The organism is Cobetia sp. MB87 (genome assembly GCF_011319755.1).
In the GTDB taxonomy this organism is placed as follows: Bacteria; Pseudomonadota; Gammaproteobacteria; order Pseudomonadales; family Halomonadaceae; genus Cobetia.
On sequence record NZ_VFBC01000005.1, the window covers coordinates 28,988 to 54,168 of the forward strand.

At 62.1% G+C, this 25,181-nt stretch carries 23 protein-coding genes and 3 tRNA genes; 14 read left to right on the forward strand and 12 right to left on the reverse strand.

What is annotated here, in order from left to right:
- Positions 1-74: 74 nt before the first annotated feature.
- From CDPAHKCJ_RS03465 to CDPAHKCJ_RS03475, 3 genes are all read left to right on the forward strand, one after another.
- Complete coding sequence (locus CDPAHKCJ_RS03465) at positions 75-893, forward strand: MetQ/NlpA family ABC transporter substrate-binding protein (protein WP_166018609.1); 819 nt, start codon at positions 75-77, stop codon at positions 891-893.
- 202 nt (positions 894-1,095) lie between these two features.
- Complete coding sequence (locus CDPAHKCJ_RS03470) at positions 1,096-1,584, forward strand: GAF domain-containing protein (RefSeq protein WP_166018587.1); 489 nt, start codon at positions 1,096-1,098, stop codon at positions 1,582-1,584.
- Positions 1,585-1,748: 164 nt separating this feature from the next.
- Positions 1,749-2,723: an alpha/beta hydrolase gene (locus tag CDPAHKCJ_RS03475; protein WP_166018588.1), complete on the forward strand. Its 975-nt coding sequence runs from the start codon at positions 1,749-1,751 to the stop codon at positions 2,721-2,723.
- An 84-nt stretch (positions 2,724-2,807) separates the two neighbouring features.
- Here the strand turns inward: CDPAHKCJ_RS03475 and CDPAHKCJ_RS03480 are convergent.
- From CDPAHKCJ_RS03480 to glpT, 7 genes are all read right to left on the reverse strand, one after another.
- Positions 2,808-2,884: transfer RNA gene (locus tag CDPAHKCJ_RS03480), tRNA-Val, on the reverse strand.
- 50 nt (positions 2,885-2,934) lie between these two features.
- Positions 2,935-3,011 (reverse strand) — tRNA-Val (locus tag CDPAHKCJ_RS03485).
- 37 nt (positions 3,012-3,048) lie between these two features.
- Positions 3,049-3,125, reverse strand: a tRNA-Val gene (locus CDPAHKCJ_RS03490).
- Between the two features lie 338 nt (positions 3,126-3,463).
- Positions 3,464-4,186 (reverse strand): MIP/aquaporin family protein, encoded by a 723-nt coding sequence (locus CDPAHKCJ_RS03495; protein ID WP_166018589.1) that lies wholly within the window; start codon positions 4,184-4,186, stop codon positions 3,464-3,466.
- Positions 4,187-4,402: 216 nt separating this feature from the next.
- Complete coding sequence (locus tag CDPAHKCJ_RS03500; protein WP_052384798.1) at positions 4,403-5,125, reverse strand: MIP/aquaporin family protein; 723 nt, start codon at positions 5,123-5,125, stop codon at positions 4,403-4,405.
- A gap of 2 nt (positions 5,126-5,127) precedes the next feature.
- Positions 5,128-6,621 carry a glycerol kinase GlpK gene (gene glpK, locus CDPAHKCJ_RS03505; protein ID WP_166018590.1) on the reverse strand — a complete coding sequence of 498 codons (1,494 nt, stop codon included), beginning with the start codon at positions 6,619-6,621 and terminating at the stop codon, positions 5,128-5,130.
- Positions 6,622-6,709: 88 nt separating this feature from the next.
- Positions 6,710-8,053, reverse strand: coding sequence for a glycerol-3-phosphate transporter (gene glpT, locus CDPAHKCJ_RS03510; protein ID WP_166018591.1), 1,344 nt, complete (start codon positions 8,051-8,053; stop codon positions 6,710-6,712).
- A 421-nt stretch (positions 8,054-8,474) separates the two neighbouring features.
- Here glpT and CDPAHKCJ_RS03515 point away from each other — a divergent pair, with 421 nt between their 5' ends.
- The 3 genes from CDPAHKCJ_RS03515 to glpD all read left to right on the forward strand — a co-directional run bounded on the left by CDPAHKCJ_RS03515 (position 8,475) and on the right by glpD (position 11,350).
- Complete coding sequence (locus CDPAHKCJ_RS03515; RefSeq protein ID WP_166018592.1) at positions 8,475-9,266, forward strand: DeoR/GlpR family transcriptional regulator; 792 nt, start codon at positions 8,475-8,477, stop codon at positions 9,264-9,266.
- A gap of 260 nt (positions 9,267-9,526) precedes the next feature.
- Complete coding sequence (locus CDPAHKCJ_RS13450) at positions 9,527-9,655, forward strand: hypothetical protein (RefSeq protein WP_277343433.1); 129 nt, start codon at positions 9,527-9,529, stop codon at positions 9,653-9,655.
- Positions 9,656-9,847: 192 nt separating this feature from the next.
- The gene (gene glpD, locus CDPAHKCJ_RS03520; protein WP_166018703.1) at positions 9,848-11,350 is read left to right on the forward strand and encodes a glycerol-3-phosphate dehydrogenase; all 1,503 of its coding nucleotides are present in this window, start codon (positions 9,848-9,850) and stop codon (positions 11,348-11,350) included.
- An 81-nt stretch (positions 11,351-11,431) separates the two neighbouring features.
- On the opposite strand, the gene CDPAHKCJ_RS03525 is transcribed toward glpD, so the two are convergent.
- Positions 11,432-12,823, reverse strand: a complete 1,392-nt coding sequence (locus tag CDPAHKCJ_RS03525) for a class II fumarate hydratase (RefSeq protein WP_166018704.1) — start codon at positions 12,821-12,823, stop codon at positions 11,432-11,434.
- Positions 12,824-12,893: 70 nt separating this feature from the next.
- Between CDPAHKCJ_RS03525 and CDPAHKCJ_RS03530 the strand changes: the two genes are divergently transcribed.
- From CDPAHKCJ_RS03530 to nadB, 3 genes are all read left to right on the forward strand, one after another.
- Positions 12,894-13,826, forward strand: a complete 933-nt coding sequence (locus CDPAHKCJ_RS03530) for a peroxiredoxin-like family protein (RefSeq protein ID WP_205700778.1) — start codon at positions 12,894-12,896, stop codon at positions 13,824-13,826.
- Between the two features lie 335 nt (positions 13,827-14,161).
- Complete coding sequence (locus tag CDPAHKCJ_RS03535; protein WP_166018705.1) at positions 14,162-15,469, forward strand: FUSC family protein; 1,308 nt, start codon at positions 14,162-14,164, stop codon at positions 15,467-15,469.
- Positions 15,466-17,175 (forward strand): L-aspartate oxidase, encoded by a 1,710-nt coding sequence (gene nadB / locus CDPAHKCJ_RS03540; RefSeq protein WP_166018706.1) that lies wholly within the window; start codon positions 15,466-15,468, stop codon positions 17,173-17,175. The genes CDPAHKCJ_RS03535 and nadB overlap by 4 nt, the downstream gene beginning before the upstream one ends.
- A 41-nt stretch (positions 17,176-17,216) precedes the next feature.
- Here nadB and CDPAHKCJ_RS03545 read toward each other — a convergent pair whose 3' ends face one another.
- Both CDPAHKCJ_RS03545 and CDPAHKCJ_RS03550 read right to left on the reverse strand, forming a co-directional pair.
- Positions 17,217-18,077: a hypothetical protein gene (locus CDPAHKCJ_RS03545; protein ID WP_166018707.1), complete on the reverse strand. Its 861-nt coding sequence runs from the start codon at positions 18,075-18,077 to the stop codon at positions 17,217-17,219.
- On the reverse strand, positions 18,037-18,312 hold the full coding sequence (locus CDPAHKCJ_RS03550; protein ID WP_043335628.1) for a succinate dehydrogenase assembly factor 2: 276 nt from the start codon (positions 18,310-18,312) through the stop codon (positions 18,037-18,039). The genes CDPAHKCJ_RS03545 and CDPAHKCJ_RS03550 overlap by 41 nt, the downstream gene beginning before the upstream one ends.
- A 269-nt stretch (positions 18,313-18,581) precedes the next feature.
- On the opposite strand from CDPAHKCJ_RS03550, the gene CDPAHKCJ_RS03555 reads away from it, so the two are divergent.
- The 3 genes from CDPAHKCJ_RS03555 to lapB all read left to right on the forward strand — a co-directional run bounded on the left by CDPAHKCJ_RS03555 (position 18,582) and on the right by lapB (position 20,617).
- Complete coding sequence (locus tag CDPAHKCJ_RS03555; RefSeq protein ID WP_043335630.1) at positions 18,582-18,878, forward strand: integration host factor subunit beta; 297 nt, start codon at positions 18,582-18,584, stop codon at positions 18,876-18,878.
- A gap of 254 nt (positions 18,879-19,132) precedes the next feature.
- Positions 19,133-19,438, forward strand: coding sequence for a LapA family protein (locus tag CDPAHKCJ_RS03560; protein ID WP_054555462.1), 306 nt, complete (start codon positions 19,133-19,135; stop codon positions 19,436-19,438).
- A complete protein-coding gene (gene lapB / locus CDPAHKCJ_RS03565; RefSeq protein WP_043335632.1) occupies positions 19,439-20,617 on the forward strand; it encodes a lipopolysaccharide assembly protein LapB in 1,179 nt (392 codons plus the stop codon).
- A gap of 146 nt (positions 20,618-20,763) precedes the next feature.
- Here the strand turns inward: lapB and CDPAHKCJ_RS03570 are convergent, their stop codons facing one another.
- Positions 20,764-22,227 (reverse strand): sodium-dependent transporter, encoded by a 1,464-nt coding sequence (locus tag CDPAHKCJ_RS03570; protein WP_166018708.1) that lies wholly within the window; start codon positions 22,225-22,227, stop codon positions 20,764-20,766.
- Positions 22,228-22,645: 418 nt separating this feature from the next.
- Here CDPAHKCJ_RS03570 and CDPAHKCJ_RS03575 point away from each other — a divergent pair, with 418 nt between their 5' ends.
- Both CDPAHKCJ_RS03575 and CDPAHKCJ_RS03580 read left to right on the forward strand, forming a co-directional pair.
- Entirely contained in the window at positions 22,646-23,299 is a 654-nt protein-coding gene (locus CDPAHKCJ_RS03575) for a TrkA family potassium uptake protein (RefSeq protein ID WP_166018709.1), read from the forward strand.
- The gene (locus CDPAHKCJ_RS03580) at positions 23,296-24,690 is read left to right on the forward strand and encodes a potassium transporter TrkG (RefSeq protein WP_166018710.1); all 1,395 of its coding nucleotides are present in this window, start codon (positions 23,296-23,298) and stop codon (positions 24,688-24,690) included. Before CDPAHKCJ_RS03575 ends, CDPAHKCJ_RS03580 begins: the two co-directional genes overlap by 4 nt.
- Positions 24,691-24,803: 113 nt before the next feature.
- Here CDPAHKCJ_RS03580 and ihfA read toward each other — a convergent pair whose 3' ends face one another.
- A complete protein-coding gene (gene ihfA / locus CDPAHKCJ_RS03585) occupies positions 24,804-25,160 on the reverse strand; it encodes an integration host factor subunit alpha (RefSeq protein ID WP_107336300.1) in 357 nt (118 codons plus the stop codon).
- Between the last annotated feature and the right edge of the window lie 21 nt (positions 25,161-25,181).

A 25,181-nucleotide genomic window follows, 5' to 3' on the forward strand; every position in this document is an offset into this window, starting at 1 on the left:
TATGGCCGTCACTCATAACATCCCGCGGACCCCGCCGGTCACGTCGGATCACAAGGAGAACATCGATGCGTAACATGCTGAACACGCTTTCTTCCCCCCTGCGCCTTGCCGGTGCTGCCACTCTGCTCGGCGCCACTCTGCTGGCAGGCTGCGGCAACGACGCGTCCGACGAGAACACCCTCAAGATGGGTACCGTCGCAGGCCCGGAAACCGAAGTGATGAAGGTCGCGGCCGAGATCGCCAAGGAAAAGTATGACCTGAACGTCGAGATCACGGAGTTCACCGACTACGTGTCTCCGAACGCCGCTCTGGCCGATGGCTCGCTGGACGCCAATGCCTACCAGCACCAGCCGTACATGGAATCCATGGTGCGTGAGCGTGGCTACAAGTTCGCCAGCGCCGGCAAGACCTTCGTGTACCCGATCGGTGCCTATTCCGAGAAGTACGAGGACATCAGCGAACTGCCGGACGGCGCGACCATCGCCCTGCCGAACGACCCGTCCAACGAAGGCCGCTCCCTGATCCTGATGCACGACCTGGGCATGATCGAGCTGACCGACAAGAGCAATCTCGAAGCGACCCCGATCGACGTCGCCAAGAACCCGCATGACTACCAGTTCAAGGAAATCGAGGCTGCCCAGCTGCCGCGCATCCTGCCGGACGTTGACCTGGCCTTCATCAACAACACCTTCGCACAGCCGGCTGGCCTCGCGCCGGAAGACGCGCTGATCCGTGAAGGCGCCGAGTCCCCCTACGTCAACCTGATCGTCGTGCGTCAGGGTGATGAAGACAGCGAGAAGGTGCAGAAGCTGGTCAAGGCCTACCAGACGCCGGAAGTCGAAGCCAAGGCCGAAGAGCTGTTCAAGGGCGCGGCGGTGCCGGGCTGGAAGTAAGACTCAGCCCGTGTCATTGACAGACACCTGAACGCAGAGCGCCGACCACTGGTCGGCGCTTTTGCATCTGATTGATGAACCACCCCATCACGTTCAGCTACCGACGCGGCGCAGAAGCACACGCAGGGCGCGCTTGAAACAGGCGACCCGCGACCGCATCCTTGCGCCATCTCGCCACCTTATCCATCCCTCAGGAGCCCTCATGACCACTCGTCCCGACTATTCACTGCTGGCGCGCCAGCTGGACGCCATTCTCGACACTCGAGACTGGCTGACCAATGCCTCTCAGACGGCTGCCTTCATCAACATGACGGTGGAGAACCTCAACTGGGCAGGCTTCTATGTGCAACGTCAGCCGCAGATTCTGCACCTGGGGCCGTTCCAGGGTCAGCCGGCCTGCCACCCGATTCCCTTCACCAAGGGCGTGTGTGGCGCCGCCGCCACCGAGCGCACCACCCAGCGTGTCGCGGACGTACACGCCTTCCCGGGCCATATTGCCTGTGATGCCGCTTCGCGCAGCGAGCTGGTGATTCCGGTGCTCATCGAGCAGGACGGCCAGCAAGTGCTGTGGGGTGTGCTGGATCTGGATAGCCCAAGCCCTGAGCGCTTCGAAGAGGAAGACCAGGCCGGCATCGAGCGCCTGGTCGAGATCTTCATCGCCTCCAGCGATTTCGACAGCGTTCCTGTCTGAATCGGTCAGCCTGTCTGAAGAGGTCGGCCTGCCTGCAGTTTCATGCCCTGCCGCCCGCCGTGCTTACCCGCACCGCGGGCGGTTTGCGTTGTGCCACCCTGCCACTTGCGTAACCCTTGACGAGGTGTAACGTGAAGACTCCTCTGACCTGACAGGAGCAGAACATGCCAGCGACCGCACCTCCTCATGCAGAAGCTTCTCTCCAGAATCACGATGACGCCCATGCCGGGCTTGAGCAGGTCATCAAGCATCTCGAGCGCATCAAGGCGTTCACGGCGCGCACCGGCAATGACCTCGGCGCCAAGCGCACCCTGCTTGAGGCTTACTTCGCCGCCGACGCCAGCATTCTCGACACCGGCGTGACACCGCGCCTCGCGATGGTGCCAGGCGGCGAGGGAGAGCGTGTCTGTGAGGTGTTGCCGGCACCCGATGACGCACCAGCGCGCCCGCGTCACCTGCTGTATGTACATGGTGGCAGCTGGATCGCAGGCTCACCTGCCGGTCACCGCCCGCTGGCCAGCCGTCTGGGCCGTGCGGCACGCGCCGAGACCTACACCCTGGATTATCGTCTCGCGCCAGAGGCCGCCTTCCCGGCCGGCCTGCAGGACGTGTTGGCCGCGTGGCGCTGGCTATGTGACGAATACCCGCAGGACCACCTGCTGCTGGCCGGTGACAGCGCGGGCGGCAACCTCACACTGGCGGCCCTGAATGCACTCAAGAGTGCAGGCGAACGGCTGCCGGATGCAGTGATCGCCTTCTCGCCCGCCACCGACCTCAGCTGGGGCAGCGCCTCGCTGTCGCGCAAGGCCGAGGTGGACCCGATCCTCGACCCCAATCTGCTGCCCTTCGTGAGCATGGCCTATGTGCAGGACGGCACCGACATGAGCGATCCGCGCATCTCGCCGCTGGAGGGAAATCTGTTTGACCTGCCTCCGACGCTGATCCAGTGCGGCGAGGCGGAGATCCTGCTCGATGACAGCCGACGCTATGCCGCGCAGGCCCAGGATTGTGGCTCACCTGTCACGCTCAGCCTGTGGCCGGACATGCCGCATGTGTTCGTCGGTTTCGCCCCACTGCTGAGCGCTGCCAATGCCGCTCTCAAGGAAGCACGCGAATTCCTCGACGCTACGCTTGCCTGAGCGGCGCACACCAGTCCTGCGGCAGACTTTCATGACACGCACACGAAAACGCCCGACTCGATGAGCCGGGCGTTTTCTGGAATCTGGTAGGACCAGGCGGATTTGAACCGCCGACCTCCACGATGTCAACGTGGCGCTCTAACCAACTGAGCTATGGTCCTGAAGTGTGGCAGATGACACAAGAGCACTTGAAACATACCGTGGAACGGCTTGGTAGGACCAGGCGGATTTGAACCGCCGACCTCCACGATGTCAACGTGGCGCTCTAACCAACTGAGCTATGGTCCTGAATCAAGTGGCGTGATGTTGCCATCAGTGCCGATGCTGGTAGGACCAGGCGGATTTGAACCGCCGACCTCCACGATGTCAACGTGGCGCTCTAACCAACTGAGCTATGGTCCTATGTCAGCATGCTGAAAAGCGAAGCAGTGTGATGCGAAGTGCTTTGCCCTGTCAGCGAGGACGTATTCTACGCAACTCCCGTTTTGATGCAACCCCCTGATGATAAAAAATTTTCTCGCCAATCTACCTTGCCAGGATCAGGTAAAAAGCGCGGGTAAAGAGCGGCCATGGTTCGCGGCGCGCAAGGCACGCAAGCGAGGCACGTCATCATGGCCAGGCCTGAAAGGACTCACCCATTTACTTGTCCGGCCCGGCACCGCCAGCCGCTCTTGTCGAACGATACAAGGTTGGCTGGCAGCGCACAGATACGGCAATGACTGGCTGCAGGGCCTGGACTGCTAGAAAAAGACCCGACGCAGCACAGCTGCCAATACAGCCCCCAGCAAGGGGCCAGCGATGGGCACCCAGGCATACTGCCAGCCCGAACTGCCCTTGCCGGCAATCGGCAACACCCAATGCGCGAAGCGCGGCGCCAGATCACGCGCCGGATTCATCGCATTGCCGGTCGGGCCACCCAGTGACAGACCGATGGCCCACACCAGCGCGCCGATGAGATACGGCAATACCCGATCCGTGATCAGCTCACTGTTGACCATGCTGCCGATGGCGAAGATGAGTACCACTGTCGCGATCGCCTCACTGATGACATTGGCCGTCTTGTTGGCCACTGCCGGGTCAGTACAGAAGACCGCGCGTTTGCGCAGCGGGTCTCGGGTCACCTCCCAGTGCGGGTAATAGGCCGCCCACACCAGCACCGCTCCCATGAAGCAGCCGAGCAGCTCCGCCAGCATCATCCTGGCGACCTTGAGCTCATCGGTATGCACGCCCAACAGGTATTTCGCCATCGTCACCGCCGGATTGAGATCGCCATAGGGCGACCCTGTCGAGGTCGAGACCAGCACCCCGACCATCACGGCAAATCCCCAGCCGGCATTGATCATCAGCCAGCTGGAACCCGCTCCCTTGGTGCCCCTGAGCATCGCATTGGCGACCACGCCACCCCCCAGCAGAATCATGAAGGTGGTGCCCAGAAACTCGCCCGTCATGACGTCAGTCCACATCTTGATGACCTCCGCCACTTGCCCCCTGTCAGTCGTCTACCGCCATCTCTCGCCCGCACGAACGCGCCCCATGACGATGGAGTGATGCTATCGCCAAGTGATGGCAAGAAAAGGCGAAGACCCGAAATGACTTCGCCCCGTCGAGGGACGGGGCGAAGACTGGTTACAGTGCCACAGGTGCAGGGAACTTCACCAGCAGATTGCGGCAAGGATTTGTTACAGCAGCAGATGCCACATGGAGGCTGCGATCAAGGCCCCTGCCAGGGGACCGGCGATCGGCACCCAGGCATAGCCCCAGCCGGAGGCGCCCTTGCCGTGGATCGGCAACAAGGAGTGTGCGATGCGCGGCCCCAGGTCACGCGCCGGGTTGATGGCATAGCCGGTCGCGCCACCCAGCGAGAGGCCGATGGCCCACACCAGCATGCCGACCAGATACGGCAGCAGGCCAGCGCTGATGGTGCCTGAACCGACGATGGCACCGATACCGAAGATCAGCACCACGGTACCGATCACTTCGCTGAGCATATTGCCCAGACGACATTCAACTGCCGGATCCGTGCAGAACACTGCCCGTTTGAGGCCAGCATCGCTGGTACGCTTCCAATGCGGCAGATAGGCCAGCCACACCATCACGGCACCGGCGAAACAGCCCAGCATCTGCGCGATGACATGCCGCGCCACATCCATGAGAGTGGCATGCACCCCGAGCAGATACTTGGCCAGGGTCACCGCCGGGTTGAGATCCGCCTGGGGCGAACCGGTCGAGACAGCCACGAACACGCCGATCATCACGGCAAAGCCCCAGCCGGTGGTGATCACGATCCAACCGGAACCATTGCCCTTGGTGTCAGACAACACCACATTTGCGACCACGCCACCGCCGAACAGGATAAGGAACAGACAGCCGAGAAACTCGCCCGTCATGACATCGGTCCACATGCTCAGTGGCCTCCGTCGCTTTTCACTCTTTCCACCGCTTCCAGCCAGCCGGCGTAGAGGCGCTCACGCTGCTCTTCCGCCATTTCCGGCGCGAAGGTACGCTCGCAATGCCACAGCTCGCTGATCTCATCCAGGCTGTCATACCAGCCGATATGAAGGCCGGCCAGATAGGCGACGCCCAGCGCCGTGGTTTCCAGCACGCGCGGACGATCCACCTTCACGCCCAGCATGTCGGAGAGGAACTGCATCACCCAGTTGTTGCTGACCATGCCGCCATCCACGCGCAGATTCGCGCAGTTGATGGCCACGTCATCCAGCATGCACTCCTGCAGGTCACGCGTCTGATAACAGACAGACTGCAGGCCAGCCGCCACGATATCGGTGATGCCTGTGCCACGGGTCAGCCCCAGAATCGCGCCACGCGCCTGCGGGTCCCAGTGCGGTGCCCCCAGGCCGGTGAAGGCCGGCACCATGTAGACGCCGTGGTCGGCCTTGGCCGCCCGCGCCAACGGTTCGGTCTCGGAGGCATCCGAGAACAGCTTCAGACCGTCACGCAGCCACTGCACGGTAGCACCCGCCACGAAGATGCTGCCCTCCATGGCATAGGTCGGCTTGCCATTGAGGCGATAACCCACCGTGGTCAGCAGACGATTGCGCGACAGCTCCATCTTCTCGCCGGTGTTCATGATCATGAAGCAGCCAGTGCCGTAGGTGCTCTTGCTCATGCCGGGCGTGAAGCAGGCCTGACCGACCAGCGCCGCCTGTTGATCGCCGGCCACGCCGCGAATCGGCATCGCCGCACCGAACAGCTGCGGATCGGTGATGCCGAAATCATCACTGGAATCCAGCACTTGCGGCAGCAGGGATTCCGGGATGCCGAACAGCTCCAGCAGCTCACTGTCCCAGCACTGATCGACGATGTTGAACAGGCAAGTACGCGATGCGTTGGTGGCATCGGTGACGTGACGCTTGCCAGCGGTCAGCTTCCAGATCAGGTAGCTGTCGACGGTACCGAAGGCCAGCTCGCCCTTCTCGGCACGCGCGCGAACGCCTTCGACATTCTCGAGAATCCAGCGCAGCTTGGTCGCGGAGAAATAGGGGTCGATCAGCAGGCCGGTCTTCTGCTGGATCATGTCACCATGACCGGCATCGGAAAGCTCACGGCAGTATTCGTGGGTGCGGCGGTCCTGCCAGACGATGGCGTTGTAGACCGGCACGCCGGTCTCGCGGTCCCAGACGATGGTGGTCTCACGCTGATTGGTGATCCCGATGGCGGCCACCTGCTCGGCGCCGATATTGGTATTGATCAGCGACTGACGCACGGTGCGCTTCACCGATCCCCAAATATCATCGACGTTGTGCTCGACCCAGCCGCTGTTCGGAAAGTGTTGCGCAAATTCCTCTTGTGCCAGTCCGGTTACCGCACCTTCACGATCGAAGAGTATGGCGCGCGAGCTGGTGGTTCCCTGGTCAATGGACAGAATGTGGTTGGTCATCGTCAATATCTCCCGGTAGTCCGTTACAAGATGGCCCACCCATGCAACGTTCAGCGGGCCATTTGAATGATCATGTTTCCGCTGGGGATCAGCTGGCGGTGCGTACCGACAAGCGAGTGCTCTCGAATATCGTCAATGACAACAGGACGACCGCCATCACGCACGATCCAATCAACAACATGAAACCACCATCCCATCCATAGGCATCTACCGTATAGCCTACCAAGGCACTGGCAGCGACAGAGCCGCCCAGGTAACCGAACAGGCCGGTGAAGCCAGCCGCGGTCCCTGCCGCCTTCTTGGGTACCAGCTCAAGCGCCTGCAGACCGATCAGCATGACCGGGCCATAGATCAGGAAGCCGATGGCGACCAGACACATCATGTCGATTCCCGGATTACCGGCAGGATTCAACCAATAGACAGTGGTGAAGACGGCGACCAGCGCCATGAAACACACCCCTGTCGCACCGCGATTGCCTCGGAACAGCTTGTCGGACAACCAACCACACAGCAGCGTGCCGGGGATACCGGCCCACTCATACAGGAAATATGCCCAGGAGGACTTGTCGACGCTGAAGCTCTTGGCTTCCTGCAGGTAGGTCGGCGCCCAGTCGAGGACCCCGTAACGCAGCAGATACACGAAGACATTCGCCAGCGCGATGTACCAGAGCATGCGATTCTTCAACACGTACTTGACCAGAATCTCCCGCGTGGAGAATTCCTGCTCGTGGCTTTCATCGTATCCCGGCGGGTAGTCATTCTTGTGCTTCTCGATGGGAGGCAAGCCACAACTCTGCGGCGTGTCTCGCATCGTCAGCAAGGCAAAGATCGCCACGAAGACGGCCAGCGCGGCAGGCACATAGAATGCGGACTGCCAGTCGTTGAACCAGGCCATACCAAGAATGAACAGCGGACCGACAAGACCGCCGCCCACGTTATGGGCCACGTTCCACACCGAAACGATCTGGCCACGCTCACTCTGTGACCACCAATGCACCATGGTGCGACCACAGGGCGGCCATCCCATGCCCTGCACCCACCCATTGAGGAACAGCAGCACGAACATGATGCCGATGCTGGAGGTTGCCCAGTCAGTAAAACCGAACAGGAACATGATGCCGGCAGACATTAGTAGACCAGCAGGGAGGAAATAACGCGGGTTGGAGCGGTCAGAGACAGCGCCCATCACGAATTTGGAGATACCATAGGCGATCGACACGCCGGCAAAGGCCAGACCAAGATCACCACGGGAGTAGCCTTGCTCCACTAGGGAAGGCATGGCCAGAGAGAAGTTCTTGCGTACCAGATAGTAGCCAGCATAGCCTAAAAAGATACCAAGAAAGATTTGCCATCTCAGTCGCTTATAGGTGTCGTCTACCTTGGCGTCGTGAAGCGGTGTGGCGTGCACCGCGGATTTGAATAAACCGTACATACTGCTGCTCGCTCCTGATTTTACGACACCGACCTCTACACGGGCATAGCGACGCCTTGACAGACGCGCTTGGTGTTCGAATGCGAAAGTACAGGCTTCACATCGGTGTCACAATGCGAAAAGCACCGATATTCGCTATACCTTTGTCTACACGATCACGATAACCCTTTCTATTCAATGAGTTATGCAGGATTTCGCATAACTTCAACGGCTTGCGCCCACCAAGTCAATCAGTGCAACCATTGGTGTCACCGCGAGCATGCATTAAAAAAGAACACCAAACGAACATCCTGAATGGCACAGCGCCCCACATCGCCATCACGGGGCACCTGGTCGAGCAGCAGCCGCACTCAGGCTCACGTTGCCTCCGCGACGGTTCAGAGCAGACGTTTTTTTCACCGGACATGAGCAAGAGGACAGGATGATGCAGCCAAAGCGCCATCGCGCCATTGTCGAACTGATCACGCGTCAGGGCTATGCCTCCATCGAGCAGCTGGCCAGTCACTTCGAGGTCACGCCGCAGACCATTCGTCGCGACCTCAATCAGCTCTCCGAGGCCGGTGCGCTTAAGCGCGTGCACGGGGGCGCGGGGCTTGAGTCCAGTACCGTCAGCACCGCTTACAGCACCCGCAAGACATTGAACCTGGGCGCCAAGCGGCGCATGGCGGCGGCCCTGGCCAGGCAGATTCCCGACCACGCCTCGCTGTTCATCAACATCGGCACCAGCAACGAGATGGTGGCCGAGGCGCTGTGTGATCACCACGGGCTTGAAGTCATCACCAACAATCTGAACGTGGCGGCCATCCTCCAGCACAAGGAGGATTTCAACGTCATCGTGGCCGGCGGCATGGTGCGTTCCCGCGATGGCGGCATCATCGGCGAGGCCACCATCGACTTCATTAACCAGTTCAAGGTCGACTTCGGGATCATCGGCATCAGCGGTATCGATGAAGATGGCTCGCTGCTGGAATTCGACTATCAGGAAGTGCGAGTCGCCCAGGCGATCATCCACAACTCACGCCAGGTCTTCCTGATCGCGGATCACTCCAAGTTCCAGCGCAATGCGGTCGTGCGCCAGGGCAACCTGAGCCAACTCGATGCGCTCTTCACCGATATCCAGCCCCCGGAAAGCATCCTGACCCTGATGCGTCAGCACGAAGTCGCGCTGCATGTCGCCGGTGACGAGTCGTCTGACGAGACTGGCGGCGCTTGAGCGCCAGGACGCGTCATCCAGCCGACGAGTCGTCTCGCAACCGACTCATCTCATAATCAGGTCATCGCGCAATCAAGGGGCCAGGCAATACGCCGACGAGCAGTCTGGCCCGGCTCTCGCCCTTCTACTTATTATCCCCCTCCCTGGCCCCCTTGCCCCCTTGCCCCCTCACACCGATACACCCTCGCGGCCCACGAGAGCCGCCCTTCTACGGTCTGCCCGATGCCCAGCTGCCCTGCTTCGTCTCCGCATGAGGTGTCATGACGCTTGATCATTCACTGCGGCATCGTCTGCGCCGCACGCGCGGCAACATGACAACCAAGCGCTTCATGAAAATGTCACGCCATGATCAGAGACTGAGAAAAAACATCGGCAAGACAACAGGTTGAATATCAGGCAATCCTCGGTTGCCTGACACTCGCTCAAATGATCACTTTCGAAAGTCATGAGCGCAGAAGAATCCTCTTGATGTTCGACTTTTGCTAAGCTATGTTCACTTTCGAAAACCCATTATCGCGCACCTTGCCGGTGCAGACTCATTCGCCCCACCCGGTAGCGCCGGGCACGAGCAGGAGCAGCCCATGTCCCGCGACAACGATGCACTTCTTGACCTCTTCATCATCGGCGGCGGCATCAATGGCGCCGGTATCGCCAACGATGCCAGCGGCCGCGGCCTGAGCGTGGCCCTGTGCGAGCAGAACGACCTCGCCAGTGCGACCTCCTCCGCCAGCAGCAAGCTGATCCACGGCGGCCTGCGCTATCTGGAGCACTACGAATTCCGCCTGGTGCGCGAGGCCCTGCAGGAGCGCGAGGTACTGCTCAAGAAGGCGCCGCATATCATCTGGCCGCTGCGCTTCATCCTGCCGCACCAGCCGCATCTACGTCCGGCGTGGATGATTCGTGCGGGCCTGTTCCTGTATGACCACATCGGCAAGCGCGAGACCCTGCCAGCCTCCAAGGGCCTCAAGTTCGGTGAGCAGAGCCCGCTGGTCAGCGAGATCAATCAGGGCTTCGAATACTCGGATTGCTGGGTCGATGATGCCCGTCTGGTCATCACCAATGCGCTGCAGGCACGCGAGCAGGGCGCCGAGATCATGACGCGCACTCGTTGCGTCGGGGCACGCGACGTGAACGGGCATTGGGAGCTGACACTGGAGAACATCGACAGCGGTGAGATCTTCACCCGTCACGCCCGCACATTGGTGAATGCCGCCGGGCCGTGGGTGGAGTCCTTCATCAAGGGCGCCACCGAACGCACGCCGCGCTACGGCATCCGCATGATTCAGGGCAGCCACCTGATCGTGCCGCGCATCAACACCGATGACCGCGCCTTCATCCTGCAGAACAAGGACAAGCGCATCGTCTTCGTGCTGCCCTATCAGGAAGACTTCAGCCTGATCGGCACCACGGACGTACGCTACAAGGGCGACCCCTCAGAAGTGGCCTGCTCAAGCGATGAGACCGACTACATGCTCGAGGTGGTCAACCATCACTTCAAGCGTAAGCTCGGCCGCGATGACGTGGTCTCGACCTTCTCCGGCGTGCGCCCGCTGTGTGATGACGAATCGGCCGACCCGTCCGCGATGACACGTGATTACACCCTGCACCTGGATGACAGCGGCGCGCCGATGCTGTCCATCTTCGGCGGCAAGATCACCACCTACCGCAAGCTGGCCGAATCGGCACTTGAAGACCTCAAGCCGCTGCTGCCGAGCATGGGCGAGCCGTGGACCCACGAGAAGGCCCTGCCCGGTGGCGATATCGAGAGCCGCGCAGCCTTCACCCGCCAGCTGCAGCGCGACTACCCGTTCCTCGGCGAAGCACGCGCCAGACGCTTCGCCTCAAGCTACGGCAGCCTGTGCCTGCACTTCCTCGACGGCAAGAAGAGCGAGGCGGAGCTGGGCGAGGACTTCGGCGCAGGCCTGAGCGCCGCCGAGATCGACTACCTGGTCGAGCACGAATGGGCGCGTGAGGTGCAGGATGTCGTCTGGCGCCGCACCAAGCTGACGCTGCGCCTGAGCGATGAGCAGAAGACGCGCATCGGCCACTACCTCAAGGAACGCCTGCTGGCGCGCGCCGCCTGATGAAAACTGGCTGAGCCAGCAGCGAAAAAAGCCCGCCCCTCCGGCAAGGAGGGGCGGGCTTTTTGTTTATGGAATACCGACTTACTGGATACCGCCCGCCGTCAGCTTGGCCGGGTCGAGCAGACGCTCCAGCTCCTCGCGAGACAGATCAGTCTCTTCCTCGGCCACATCCAGAATCGGACGCCCGGCCTGATAGGCCACCTTGGCTACTCGCGCCGCCTCGTTGTAACCGATCACCGGATTGAGCGCCGTGACCAGAATCGGGTTCTTGGCCAGCGGTGCCTCGATGTTGTCCTGGCGCACGTTGAAGGTGGCAATAGCCTTGTCCGCCAGCAGGCGGCTGACGTTGGCACTCAAGGTGATCGAGGACAGCAGGTTGTTGGCGATCAGCGGCAGCATGACATTGAGCTGGAAGTTGCCGCTCTGCCCGGCGATGCCGATGGTGGCGTCATTGCCCATCACCTGCGCCGCCACCTGGGCGGCCGCCTCGGGAATCACCGGATTGACCTTGCCCGGCATGATGGAGCTGCCCGGCTGCAGAGCCTCAAGCTCGATCTCGCCCAGCCCTGCCAGCGGGCCGGAATTCATCCAGCGCAGGTCGTTGCTGATCTTCATCATCGCCACGGCGTAGGTACGCAGATGGCCGGAAAGCTCGACTGCCGTGTCCTGAGAGGACAGCGCCGCGAAGAAGCTCTCGGCCGGGCGGAAGGCATGGCCGGTCTGGTGCGAGAGGCGGTCGGCGATGCGCTCGGCGAATTCCGGATGCGCATTGATGCCACTGCCCACGGCAGTGCCGCCTTGGGCGAGGCGCTCGAGGCGCGGCAGTACCTGCTCGATGCGCTCGATGGCCTGCCCGACCTGTGCCTGCCAGGCGCCCAGCTCCTGACTCATGCGAATCGGCATCGCATCCATCAGGTGAGTGCGGCCGGTCTTGACGACGTCGTCTACCTCAGAGGCCTTGCGAGCGATCACGTCATGCAGATGACGCAGTGCCGGCAACAGGGTGTCAGAGACAGCAATGACAGCGGACAGATGAATGGCCGTCGGGATGACATCATTGCTCGACTGCCCCATGTTGACGTGGTCATTGGCGCCGACGGTCACGTCCTTGTCGCCCAGATGCTGGTTGGCAAGCTGCGTCAGCACCTCGTTGACGTTCATGTTGGTCGAGGTGCCGGAACCGGTCTGGAAGACATCGACCGGAAATTGATCGGCATGCTCACCGTCGATGATCTGACGCGCCGCCTTGATGATCGCCTCGGCACGCACGTCATCCAGCAGCTCCAGGTCACGGTTGACCTCGGCGGCGGCCAGCTTGATGCGCGTTACGGCGCGAATGAAGGCAGCAGGCAACGGCTGGCCACTGACGGGGAAGTTGTCGACCGCTCGCTGAGTCTGGGCACCATAGAGTGCGCTGGCCGGCACTTCGAGTTCCCCCATGCTGTCGCGTTCACGGCGGGTCTGGCTGCTCATGCTTGTCTCCCTGTGCTGTTGCATATGACGTCGCACCTGGCTGGCGTCACTGATGGGCGGCTGGCAATAATTGATCAATGACCTGATCGCCAGCTTCAATCCCCTGATGATCACTTGGGGACGCACAGGATACCAATCAAGCCGCTTGATGGTAGTGATTATCAATAACAATTACACATTCATCGCCGGGCTCCGTCATCACCCGCCCTGCAACGGCGAGAGCGCACGCTTGCGAGATGGCCTGTCACCAATCCTCTGTTACGCAAGACGGGGCCTCGGTTACACTACCGAGCGTACGAGGGCCTATGGCTGGCCCTTTCCAGCGGCCCACTACCACCTTAGCGAGGACAGCATGAAAAGCCTGAAAGAGCAGACTGAAGCGAAGGTTGAAGCTGGGCGCCAGGCCAAGCCTGATTTCATGAAGAATGTCGATGAGATCATCGAAAACGCCAAGGCTTTGCAACAGGGTGCGAATGCTCTCCCCGTGGGCGAGAAGGCACCCGGGTTCGCGCTGCCCAACGCCGCAGGCCAGTCAGTGTCTCTCGAGGAATTGCTCGAATCAGGCCCGGTCGTGGTCACCTTCTATCGTGGTGACTGGTGCCCCTACTGCAGCTTGCAACTGAGAGCCCTGAATGAGCGACTCGATGACATTCGCGCTCACGGCGCACAGTTGGTCGCCATCAGCCCACAGGTGCCGGATGACTCTCTCTCCGCCACCGAGATCGATGAGATGCAGTTCCACGTGTTGTCAGACCAGGACGCAGAGGTCGCCTCTCGCTATGGCGTCGCCTGGAAGGTGCCGGACTATCTGATGGAACACATGCGCGTGGACCGTGAACTCGATCTGGATGCCATCAACAACGGTGATGGCAGTGTATTGCCTATCCCGGCGACGTTCGTCATCGCACAAGACAGAACCGTGAGCTGGCGTCACGTCGATGTCGATTACCGGACACGCTCGGAACCCGAAGATATCGTCAATGCCTTGAAAGAGCTCGCCTGACACCCTCACAGGCACTTGAGGCTACCAGACGCCTGCCATCGCCGGCGTCTGGGGTAATATCTGCCGCGTGAGAGGCAGCAGCCTTGAACCACGGCAGTCTTGAATCACCATGGTCCTGCGCCACCGCAGCCTTGAAGCACCTCGAGACTGGATCAGCAGCGCAGTGGAGATACCACGCCTCCACTGCATCTCCATCAATGTCGTCCATCACCTCATCTTCTCCAGCAACGGGACCCTGTCGCTCCAGATGTTCACCTCATTCTCGGTCACGATGACTGACCCCTTTCGCCCTCGGGTAGCCTCTTCCTCATGACAAGCACAGTGAGATACGCCCGATGAAATGGTTCTCGCACAACCCTTACTTCACCTACCTGCACCGCCAGCGCCTGCACATCCTGCGCGTGACCGTCGCCCTGACGCTGTGCTTTTCCATCATCGAGCTGTTCAGCCTGCCGCACAGTTCCTGGGCATTGGTCAGCACCGTGATGGTCATGGGCAACCTGCCTCACGTCGGCGGTGTCATCGATAAGGGCTGGCAACGACTGGTCGGCACTCTGCTTGGCGGCCTGTGGGGTCTGATATTGATTCTGGTTGCCGAGCCGCTGCCGGGCGTGGTGCCCTTCTGGAGCATCGTCGGCATCGCCCTGGCACTGAATGCCACCTTCAGCAACCGCTATGGCTACAGCTCGTTGCTGTTCTGCGTCACCCTGCTGATGGTGATCGGTGATGGCAATCATGATCTCGGCATCGGGCTGTGGCGTGTCTTCAATGTGGTGCTGGGGACCCTGATCAGCATCGTGGTCAGCATGGTGCTGCTGCCCCAGAAGGCGACAGACGTGTTCCGCTTCCTGCTGGCCGACAATCTCGACAAGCTGGCACGCCTCTACCACGGCCATACCAAGGCCGAGCGTGAAGGCGTCAATGAGGGGCTTGCGCTGGTGCGTGCCACCTCGGCACAACTGGTCAAACAGCGCGGGCTGGTCGATGCCGTCGCTCAGGAAGGCCGCATCAATCGTGCCGACATCGAGGAAATCCTGTCCTTCGAGCGCCGCATGATCTCGACCATCGAACTGCTGCAGGAAACCCACTGGAACACCCGTGAAGGACATGAATTCATCGAGGGGCTGGATGGCCTGCGCGATGCTCAGCACCGTCTGGCCCGAGCCCTGGGGACCCTGGCCTTCCAGGTGCGCACCGGCCAGAGCATCGAACTGACGGTGACGCCCTTCGACCTGCAACGCTATGCCGATGTCCGCAATGTCGAGAGCCGCAAAGGCCGCGCGCTGTTCAGCCCGGCAGGCTATCTGTGGCTCAACCGCGAGCTGGCACGCCTGACCGAAGCCCTGGGCGAGCGCCTGGCCTTGCTGGAGCGTCTGCCGAGTCAGCGCCTTCAGCGCCGTCTGCCGGGCCATGGCCTGATCAGTGATGCGCGCCGTCTGTTCCTGCCGGAAGACCCGACACCGGGCGATACGGCAGCTCCCACCAGACGCGAGAACAGTGCTGGCGAGCAACACTCTTCGGTCGGCAGAGCGCCGGCGGGTGATGACAGCATCAGTGACGACAGCAGCCGTGATGAGCCAGACCACCACGACAGGCGCCAGCCGGACTCGACCGGCGATGAGACTGCCAGGAAAGACACATGAACTCAGTATCCGGAGTGACTCCCGCAAGCCGGCACGACGTGCTGATCGTCGGTGGCGGCGCGGCAGGTTTGACCCTGGCACTCAGCCTCGCCAATCGCCTGCCCCCCGGCCCGCGCACCCGCCGCGTCACGCTGTTGCGTCCGGCGCGTGAGGCACAGGGTGCCAGCCGCTGGGCGCAGGGCGGTATCGCGGCGGTACTGGCGCCCGAGGACGATGTGGAGTCCCATGTCGCCGACACCCTGATTGCCGGCGATGGCCTGTGCAACGAGCGTGCGGTGCGCTTCACCGTCGGTCACTCGCGGGAAGCCATCGAATGGTTGATCGCGCTTGGCGTGCCCTTCACCCCGGCCGATGCCAACGCCAGCTACCCCTTCCACCTCACCCGTGAAGGGGGGCATGGTCGCCGCCGCATCATTCACGCCGCCGACGCCACCGGGCGGGCGCTGCTCGATACGCTCAGTGCCCATGTCGAAGCTCACCCGGACATCGAGATTCTCGAGGACCTGTTGGCCGTGGACATCGCCCTCGATGCCGGACACGCCAGTGGCCTGTGGGTGATGGACGGCACGGGCCAGCGTCAGTGGCTGGCGGCCAATGATCTGGTACTGGCCACCGGCGGTGCCAGCGGCCTGTTCGCTCACGCCACCAGCCCGAGCGCCAGCGTCGGTGATGGCATGGCGATGGCGACCCGCGCCGGGGCCAGCCTGATGAACCTGGAGTTCCAGCAGTTTCATCCCACCTGCCTGTATGACCCTGATGGGACGCCCTTCCTGATCTCCGAGGCGGTGCGGGGCGAAGGGGGACTGCTGCTGCGCCCGGATGGGCATCGCTTCATGGCCGATCATGATCCGCGCCTGGAGCTTGCGCCGCGTGATGTCGTGGCACGTGCCATCCTCGCCGAGATGCGCACGCATGACCTCGAGCATGTCTGTCTGGATATCAGCGCACTGGGGGCCGAGGCGATCGAGCATCACTTCCCGACCATCGCCGAGCACTGCCTGGCGCGTGGGATCGATATTCGTCATGCACCGATTCCCGTCGTTCCTGCCGCCCACTACAGCTGCGGCGGCATCGCCACCGGGCTGGATGGTGCCAGCGACCTGCCCGGCCTGTGGGCCATCGGCGAAGTCGCCTGCACGGGCCTGCACGGCGCCAATCGCATGGCCAGCAACTCGCTTCTCGAGTGCCTGGTGCAGGCGCGCGCCTGTGGTGAAGCGCTGGGACAGCCGCGCCGCGCCGACGAGCCACGCCTGATGAGCACGCTCGACTCGCTGATGCCGCAACACGCCGCCCTGCTCACGCAGCTTGCGGACAATGGTCAGGTCTGGCGCTGCGTGATGCGTCTGAGTGCCGATGAGGCGCGCACGCGCCTGCACAGCTTGCGCCAGCTGATGAGTCTGCAGGCGGGCATCGAGCGCAGCCAGCACGGCCTGAGGGAGGCGTTGAAGCAGATAGCACAGTGGATCTCGCTCGAGGCGGGGCAAACGGCGCAGACCATCGAGCCGCACAGGCAAGCTTCAGCGCCGCGTGCAGGACTCGATCATCTAGCGCTCTATCAGGCCTTGACGCTGGCACCGCTGCTGCTGCTCTGCGCCCATCAGCGCCATGAGTCACGTGGCCTGCACTTCATTCGCGACTTCCCGATGCCAGCGCCGCGCGCCCGCGATAGCGTCATTCGCCTCTCGGCCTTTGCGGCCGCGACCTGAGCGGCTAATGCGAAACGCCATGAGAAGAACCATGAGCAGGCTCAGCCTGGGCGGGAGCCCTGGGCAGCGACGCGCCGCAGGGTCTCCAACGACGGCGGCTGACGCGGCAAGCCATGTGGCAAGGGTGGCCACAGCAGCCACAGGCGCAGCTGGTGAAGGTCTTCGCTGGAAGCACTATCCGGCCACAGCCATACCCGCTGCGTTTTCAGGTGCTGCTGGTCCGCGCCCTGCTGTCTCAAGCCCGGTTGCCTCAAACCCTGAGCCCCCATCCCCGGTGGCCCAACACCCCGCGGCGAGATCTCGAGCCCGATCAGGCGCGGTGAGCACCATAGACAGCGCACATTGACGGGCTGCCAGCTGCGTGAGGCACCATCGGCCCACCACCAGCAGAGCTGCATCTCCGGGTGACGATGGCGCGCCTCTGACGCAGGCGCGATGTCGCTGGCTTCGGACTCTGTTTCGGTCTCGGCTTCAGCCTCATTCTCCGGTGGCTGGCCACCGCTGGCAAGCGCCGCATCGGCGCAGAGGCTGCCCCCCAGGGCCAGCCAGACTCGCGCCTCGGGGTCCTTGAGACGCCGCCGAGCCTTGCGCCACCACGACACCAGCTCGCCAGCCTGCAACAGCCAGCCCAGCCCCATCACGCTCAGCAGCGCCATGACGCCATCCGGCAGCTGAGCGAGCCCCTCAAACGCACAATGCCCCGCCTCGAAAGGCAGGGCATTGCGAAGATATTGCCACTGACAGGTCCACCACGTACTGACAACGAACTGGCCAGTCGCCAGCTCGGCAAACCAGACCCACAAGGCGAGACTCGCCACCAACAGCCCGACACGCAGGCTGGCGTGGGTCGCGAACGCCTGTCTAGAGGCCCTTGAACTGATCGCGCTCGCCATTCTCGGCATTGGCGATCACCATGTTGATCAGGCGCTGGTACTCGGCATTGCCGCACGGGTCGCGCTTCATCAGCCACACGAAGAGGTCCTGGTCCTCTTCGGCCAGCAGCTGCACATAGAGCGCCTTGTCGTCTTCACTCAAGGCGTCGAAACGCTGCTCCAGAAACGGCAACAGCAGCAGATCAAGCTCCCACATGCCGCGACGCGAATGCCAATGAAGCCGCTTGCGAATCACATCTTCCATTGCCTGAACCTCAGTCGTCACATCAATGCGCGCAGTATACCCGAGGGGGGCGTCAGCGGCATCCGTTGACCCGTTGCTCGGGCAGGAATTGGCAATCCGTGCCGTGATCGGCAATGATGTCCCTAGTGCGTTGTTTTCTCAGGATTTGCCCATTATGCTGAGGAGATAACAATCACAAGGATGCGTGTGCCTGTCCGGTGACAAGAGGTCGCCCGGCTGCCGCATCACGAACGCCTTTCGCAAGAAAGGCGCAGGCATGGAGAGATCCGATGACCAAGTCCGAGCTGATCGAACAGATAGCCATGCGACAGCCTGAGTTGTCGCTCAAGGATGTAGAGGCCGCGGTTCGCATCATCCTCGATGATGTGACAGACGCCCTGGCCCACGGCGGTCGCGTGGAGATTCGCGGTTTCGGCAGCTTCTCGCTGCACTACCGTGAGCCACGACTGGGGCGCAACCCCAAGACCGGTGAGCCGGTGGATCTGGATGGCAAGTTCGTCCCCCACTTCAAGCCCGGCAAGGAGCTGCGCGAACAGGTCGATGCCAGTCGCGCCCTGGGGTATTGACGATAGGCGACTGACTGACAGTGCTTGAGGCGACAGCACTACAGACGGCGCAGCTGACTGACAGCGCTGCCCGCAGATGAAGACCCGGCGTGACGGGGCCGGCTGGCTCAGCGCCGGCCGACATCTGCCCAAGCCGTCATGCCAGAGACGACAGCCACCCACCTCACGGCGTCGCCGCCAAGACTCGCACGATGGGCAGTGATACACTCGCTCCCAGATGATTCACGACTGCATTTCATGACAAGGAAACCGTTATGCGTTGGCTAAAAGGTCTCGTTCTGGCCGTGATCCTGCTGATCGTCCTGCTGGTCGGTATTCTCTTCGCCGTTCACAACCAGCAAGCCGTGCCCCTCGACCTCATCTGGGTAGAGCTGCCTGCTGCGTCCCTTTCCATGTGGCTGCTGTTCTCGCTGGCCGTCGGCGTCGTGCTTGGCATGGTCGCGATGACAGGCATGTACCTGCGCCTGCGCACGCTGTTGACCCGTGCCCAGCGTCGCAACCAGCAGCAACGCAAGGAACTGGACCAACTGCGCATCCAGGAGATCAAGGAAGTGGCATAAATGCCTGATCTGATATTGCTGGGATTGCTGATGGCGGCCATCGCCATCGGATTCTGGCTGGGGCGGCGTGATCGTCGCCCCGATGAACAAGCACCGGCTCCTGCCACCCTGTCCCGCGACTACTTCGTCGGCCTCAATCATCTGCTCAACGAGCAGCCTGATCGCGCCATCGAAACCTTCGTTCAGGCCTTGGAAGTCAACAGCGACACCGTCGATACCCACATCGCGTTGGGCAATCTCTATCGCAGTCGCGGCGAAGTCGATCGTGCCGTCAAGATTCACCAGAACCTGCTGGCCCGCCCTGCCCTGGATAGCGAACAGGGCGAGCGTGTCCAGCTGGAACTGGCCCGCGACTTCATGCGCAGCGGTGTCTATGACCGCGCCGAGAAGCTGCTGGAAACCCTCCTCAAGCAGGCGCAGCACGACAGCCATCGGCGTGCCGGCCGCCGCCTGTTGATCGACCTACTCGAACGGGAACGCGAATGGGAGGCCGCACTCGAAGTCGCCCACGCCATCCTGCGTCAGGAAGGCGGTATCCGGCGCGCAGCAGCCCATTGGCACTGCGAACTGGCCGCGCTGGATATCGCCGAAGGTAGCCAGGCGATGGCCCGCAAGCGCCTCAAGCAGGCGCTCTCCACCGATGAGAAATGCGTACGCGCCAACTGGATGCTGGCCGAGATCGAATTCGATCATGCCAACTACAAGCAGTGCATCCGCCTGCTGCAACGCATTCCACGTCAGGATACCGGCTTCACCCCCATCATCCTCGAGCCACTGGGCAACGCCTTTCGCATGCTAGATGATGAGAGTGGCCTGGTACGCCTGCTGCATCAGGAAGTCGAGCGCGCACCCTATACCACGACAGTCATCAGCCTTGCGCAATTGATCGAGCGCCGCGAGGGTGTGGAGGCCGCCGCCAGCTTCGCCAGTGAGCAGCTGCATCGCCACCCCAGCCTGCGCGGCGTCGATTACCTGCTCGATCTCTACCTGCTGGATGCTGACGAGCGCGAGACCGAGCGCTTCAATCTGCTCAAGCGCCACACCCAGCAACTGATCCAGGCACGCCCTCGTCATCGTTGTCATCGCTGTGGCTTCGAAGCCTCGATGCTGCTCTGGCAATGCCCGAAGTGCCGCCACTGGGGCACGGTCAAGCCGATCACCGGTCTGGAAGGCGAGTAACGGCGCCAACTGGCACACAGTTACCAGCAGACAGACAGCGCACAGACACCAGAACGAAAAGCCCCCTGCAGCGTGCTGCAGGGGGCTTTTTCATGCCGCCTTGATGACTTCCGGGCGGCGCCATCGAACTGACGCTACCGATCACATCAGCCCTGTTCGGTGGCACGCTCGCGCAGGCGCGGCGAGAGCAGCTCGCCCACGAGACAGGCCACCAGGATGGCGGCCACGAAATACGGCCAGTCGCCGAATGACAGCTTTGCAACACCCAGAGCATCGACGAAGATCGCCAGGATGCAGACCGGGCTGACATAGCGAATCATGAACAGCCACAGACGATAGCCGGCGTCGCTCAGATTCAGCTCATCGCGCAGCATGCTGCTCTTGAAGACGAACCCGGCCAGCAGCGCCATGGCGATGCCACCGATCGGCATCATCCAGCGCGAGGTCAGGTAATCGAGCCAGTCGAAGAAGTGCTTGTCGGCCAGCGTCCAGTCCGCGCCGAGATTGAACGACAACATCGCGAACATCGCCACCAGCCACAGCACGCTGCCGGCCAGCCATGAGGCCTTGGTACGGCTCATGTTGCGGTTCTCGCTCAGCCAGGCGACGGTCGCCTCGATCATCGAGATGGCGGAGGTCAGGGCGGCGATCGAGAGCATGGCGAAGAACAGCACCCCGAACAGCTGCCCGAAGGGCATCTGGTTGAAGGCCACCGGCAGGCTCATGAAGATCAGCCCCGGCCCGGAGGACGGGTCCATGCCATTGGCGAAGATGATCGGGAAGATCGCCAGACCCGCCATCAGCGCCACCAGGGTATCGGCAATCGCCACCGTGAAGGTGGTACGGGCGATGGAAGTGCCCGACGGCAGGTAGGAGCCGTAGGTGAGGATGGCGCCGGAGGCCAGCGACAGGGTAAAGAAGGCATGTCCCAGCGCGGCCAGCACCCCTTCACTGCTCAAGCGGGTGACATCGAAATCGAACAGGAAGTGGAAGCCTTTCGAGAAGTTGCCCGAGGTCAGGGCATAGCCGATCATGATCAGCAGCATGATCACCATGCCCGGCATCATCCAGCGCACGCTCTTCTCGACACCTTCCTGCACCCCGCGCCCGACGATCAGCATCGTCACCACCGTCACCAGCGTGGCCCAGCCACCCAGCGCCCAGGGGTTGGCGTTGCCGGCCTCGAAGATGGCACCCAGCTCCGCGACGCTGTGTCCGGACAGCGCGCCACTGGCCATTTTCCACAGGTAACTGAACGACCACCCCGCCACCACGACATAGAACGACAGGATCATGAAGCCGGCCAGCATCGCGATCCAGCCGAAGACCTTCCACAGGGGACTGGCTCCCGCTTCACGCGCCAGATTGGCAATCGCCTCGATGGGGCTGCCGCGCCCGCGCCGCCCGAAGGCGATCTCGGCCATCATCACGGGCACGCCTACGGCGAGAATGCAGGCCAGATACACCAGCACGAAGGCGCCACCGCCGTACTCACCGGTGATATAGGGAAACTTCCAGATATTGCCCAGCCCTACCGCGGAACCGGTTGCTGCAAGGATGAAGCCCCAGCGACTGATCCAGAGATTCTTGGGTTGCTGTCTTGCCGTCATGGAATACCTTACGAGTTATTGTTGTGAGCCAGTGGTGATCGACGCAACGCCTGGCCGTCTTGGGTGCTCACACAGACCATTTTACTGATATGAAGCATGTACGTCCGCGATTCCCATCGAGAATGACCGCGATTCCTTCACAAATCCTCTGGGGAGACACCATCACCACACGACGGCAGTTACTCTACATTAGATACTTGAAGTTGGTAACATTTGAAACAATACCTGCCTCCCAGCCCTGACATGTCACCTCGCATGAGATGTACGGTGCCGCAAAAGGACCCGACATCACCGCATCACTGGAGTAGGCTCCTTCAAGAGACGCCGACCAGGACGACCCGGCCAACGCATATCTGGTCGAAGAATGTCTGGACAAAGAACGTCTGGCCTCACCCAGCAGCACAGACAAGGAGTCGTCATGCATCGTCAATTCGCGGTTATCGGACTGGGCTATTTCGGCAGCACCGTCGCACGGGAACTCAGGCGCCATGACCATGAAGTGCTCGGCGTGGACGCCGATGAGAAGCGCCTCAATGCCGTGGCAGACCTGCTCAATCAAGCCGTGATCGCGGACCCCACGGATGAACATGCCCTGCAGGAGCTGGGGCTTGAGCAGTACGACGCCGTCTTGATCGATCTGGCCGACTCGATGGAACAGAGCCTGATCTGCGCGCTGCTGGCCAAGGAGCTCGGCGCGAGGGAGCTGTGGGTCAAGGCCACTTCGGACGCGCACCACAAGCTGCTCAGCCGCCTGGGTGTCGATCACATCGTGCATCCGGAGTACGACCTGGGCGTGCGCGTGGCGGAAAGCCTCGCCTACCATGCCATGGTCGACTTCATCCATCTCGGCGATCACCAGTTCGTGGTCGAGCTGGAGGTCAGTGCACGACTGGGCGATGACTGCCAGCAGCTCGATCAGCTGCCCATCGATGACAACATCAGCGTGATCGCGCTGCGCAAGGGCAAGACCCTCGATCGCCAACCTTCCGGCAACACGCGACTGGCCGCCGGCGACCATCTGGTCCTGATCGGCGAGCTGAGCGCGTTGCGCAAACTGGGAGCGCATCTATGAGGCAGCGCTACCGGCGCTATCTCCGCCCCCTGACCCGCAGCCCACGCGGGCCCATCATCCATCTGTCGCCGCCGGAGATTCTGCTGAGCGGCTTTCTGGGCCTCGGCATACTGGGTGCCTGCCTGCTGAAACTGCCTGGCATGCATCAGCAGGGGCTGAGCTGGCTGTCGGCGCTGTTCACCGCCACCTCTGCCGTCACGGTCACCGGCCTCTCCGTCACGCCACTCAGCGACTTCACCCTCGCGGGGCAGGCCGTCGTGCTGATATTGATCCAGCTCGGTGGCCTCGGCTTCATGACCATCGCCGCCCTGTCGCTGGTGATGCTGGGCCAGCGCCTGCCGATGCATCAGACCAGCCTGCTGCGCGAGGCGCTCAATCGCAGCAGCTCACGCGAGATAGGCCGCCTGCTCAAGATCATCACCGCCTTTGCGGTGACGCTCGAGCTGGCAGGCGCCTCCTTGCTGGCGTTGGATTGGGTGCCCGAGTACGGCTGGCAGGAGGGACTCTGGCTCAGCCTCTTCCACTCGGTCTCGGCCTTCAACAATGCCGGCTTCACCCTGTGGCCGGACAGCCTGTTGCGCGAGGCGGCCAATCCCCTGACCAGCGGCGTGATCGGCATCCTGTTCATGACCGGCGGCATCGGCTTTGCCGTCATCGGCGAGCTGCGCGAGCGACGCCGCGAACATGGCTGGCGGGTGCTGCTGCAACCATCGCGCTTCTCGGTGCAGACCCGTCTGGTGATCGAGGCCACCGTGGCGCTCAACCTGCTGAGTCTAGTGGTGATACTGGCGCTCGAGTGGCGCAACCCCGGCACGCTGGGCGCCATGGCCAGTCATGGCGAACGCCTGCTCGCCGCCGCCTTCATGGCCATCACACCGCGCACTGCCGGTTTCAGCGTCATCGATTCCAGCGAGATGACACAAGCCTCGACCCTGTGGACCATGGCGCTGATGTTCATCGGCGGCGGCAGCGGCTCGACGGCCAGCGGCATCAAGCTGACCACCTTCGTGGTGCTGCTGCTGACCACACGCGCCTTCCTGCGCCGTGAGCCCTCCCCCACCCTGCATGGCCGCCGCATCGGGGATGACACCGTCTTCAAGTCGATCGCCGTGGCGCTGGCGGCGATGCTGCTGATCTTCAGCATGCTGTTCGGCCTGACCATCACCGACCCGGACCATGCCTTCCTGTCGCTGGCCTTCGAGACCGTCTCGGCCTTCGGCACTGTCGGCCTGAGTCACGGCCTGACACCCGAGCTCTCGCCCGGCGGACAATTGCTGATCATCGCGACCATGCTGCTGGGCCGCACCGGACCACTCGCCCTCGGCTTTCTGCTGGCGACCCGCAGCCGTCCCGGTATCAGCTATGCGCGCACCGAGCTTTCGATCGGCTGATGACATACGACAAACGGCGCCTCAGAACGACGAAAGCCCCGACGCAGGGCGTCGGGGCTTTCGTGAGCATGGTCACCCGCTCAGGGAGCGGCGGGTGAGATCAGGCAATGACCTCAGTGATCATCATCATGATCATCGTGGTCATCATGCTCTTCAAGACGCTGATGTGCGTGCGTCTCGCCGTCGTACTCATCCACTCGGGCCTTGAGCTTCTGACCTGGGCGGAATGTCACCACGCGACGCGCGGAGATCGGAATCTCCTCGCCTGTCTTGGGATTGCGCCCCGGACGTTCGCGCTTGTCACGCAGATCGAAGTTGCCGAAACCGGACAGCTTCACCTGTTCATTTTCCCGCAGGCAACCGCGAATCTCGTCGAAGAATACCTCTACCATCGACTTGGCTTCGCGCTTGGACATGCCGAGTTCTGCGTGCAGATGCTCGGCAAGTTCCGCCTTGGTCAACGCTCCCATGTCCGCTCCCTCGTTCAAGTG

Coding starts and splice junctions, on each gene's coding strand:
- CDPAHKCJ_RS03465 (WP_166018609.1), top strand. CDS start 75: ATGCTGAACACGCTTTCTTCCCCCCTGCGCCTTGCCGGTGCTGCCACT.
- CDPAHKCJ_RS03470 (WP_166018587.1), top strand. CDS start 1,096: ATGACCACTCGTCCCGACTATTCACTGCTGGCGCGCCAGCTGGACGCC.
- CDPAHKCJ_RS03475 (WP_166018588.1), top strand. CDS start 1,749: ATGCCAGCGACCGCACCTCCTCATGCAGAAGCTTCTCTCCAGAATCAC.
- CDPAHKCJ_RS03495 (WP_166018589.1), bottom strand. CDS start 4,186: ATGTGGACTGACGTCATGACGGGCGAGTTTCTGGGCACCACCTTCATG.
- CDPAHKCJ_RS03500 (WP_052384798.1), bottom strand. CDS start 5,125: ATGTGGACCGATGTCATGACGGGCGAGTTTCTCGGCTGTCTGTTCCTT.
- glpK (WP_166018590.1), bottom strand. CDS start 6,621: ATGACCAACCACATTCTGTCCATTGACCAGGGAACCACCAGCTCGCGC.
- glpT (WP_166018591.1), bottom strand. CDS start 8,053: ATGTACGGTTTATTCAAATCCGCGGTGCACGCCACACCGCTTCACGAC.
- CDPAHKCJ_RS03515 (WP_166018592.1), top strand. CDS start 8,475: ATGATGCAGCCAAAGCGCCATCGCGCCATTGTCGAACTGATCACGCGT.
- CDPAHKCJ_RS13450 (WP_277343433.1), top strand. CDS start 9,527: ATGACGCTTGATCATTCACTGCGGCATCGTCTGCGCCGCACGCGCGGC.
- glpD (WP_166018703.1), top strand. CDS start 9,848: ATGTCCCGCGACAACGATGCACTTCTTGACCTCTTCATCATCGGCGGC.
- CDPAHKCJ_RS03525 (WP_166018704.1), bottom strand. CDS start 12,823: ATGAGCAGCCAGACCCGCCGTGAACGCGACAGCATGGGGGAACTCGAA.
- CDPAHKCJ_RS03535 (WP_166018705.1), top strand. CDS start 14,162: ATGAAATGGTTCTCGCACAACCCTTACTTCACCTACCTGCACCGCCAG.
- nadB (WP_166018706.1), top strand. CDS start 15,466: ATGAACTCAGTATCCGGAGTGACTCCCGCAAGCCGGCACGACGTGCTG.
- CDPAHKCJ_RS03545 (WP_166018707.1), bottom strand. CDS start 18,077: ATGCCGAGAATGGCGAGCGCGATCAGTTCAAGGGCCTCTAGACAGGCG.
- CDPAHKCJ_RS03550 (WP_043335628.1), bottom strand. CDS start 18,312: ATGGAAGATGTGATTCGCAAGCGGCTTCATTGGCATTCGCGTCGCGGC.
- CDPAHKCJ_RS03555 (WP_043335630.1), top strand. CDS start 18,582: ATGACCAAGTCCGAGCTGATCGAACAGATAGCCATGCGACAGCCTGAG.
- CDPAHKCJ_RS03560 (WP_054555462.1), top strand. CDS start 19,133: ATGCGTTGGCTAAAAGGTCTCGTTCTGGCCGTGATCCTGCTGATCGTC.
- lapB (WP_043335632.1), top strand. CDS start 19,439: ATGCCTGATCTGATATTGCTGGGATTGCTGATGGCGGCCATCGCCATC.
- CDPAHKCJ_RS03570 (WP_166018708.1), bottom strand. CDS start 22,227: ATGACGGCAAGACAGCAACCCAAGAATCTCTGGATCAGTCGCTGGGGC.
- CDPAHKCJ_RS03575 (WP_166018709.1), top strand. CDS start 22,646: ATGCATCGTCAATTCGCGGTTATCGGACTGGGCTATTTCGGCAGCACC.
- CDPAHKCJ_RS03580 (WP_166018710.1), top strand. CDS start 23,296: ATGAGGCAGCGCTACCGGCGCTATCTCCGCCCCCTGACCCGCAGCCCA.
- ihfA (WP_107336300.1), bottom strand. CDS start 25,160: ATGGGAGCGTTGACCAAGGCGGAACTTGCCGAGCATCTGCACGCAGAA.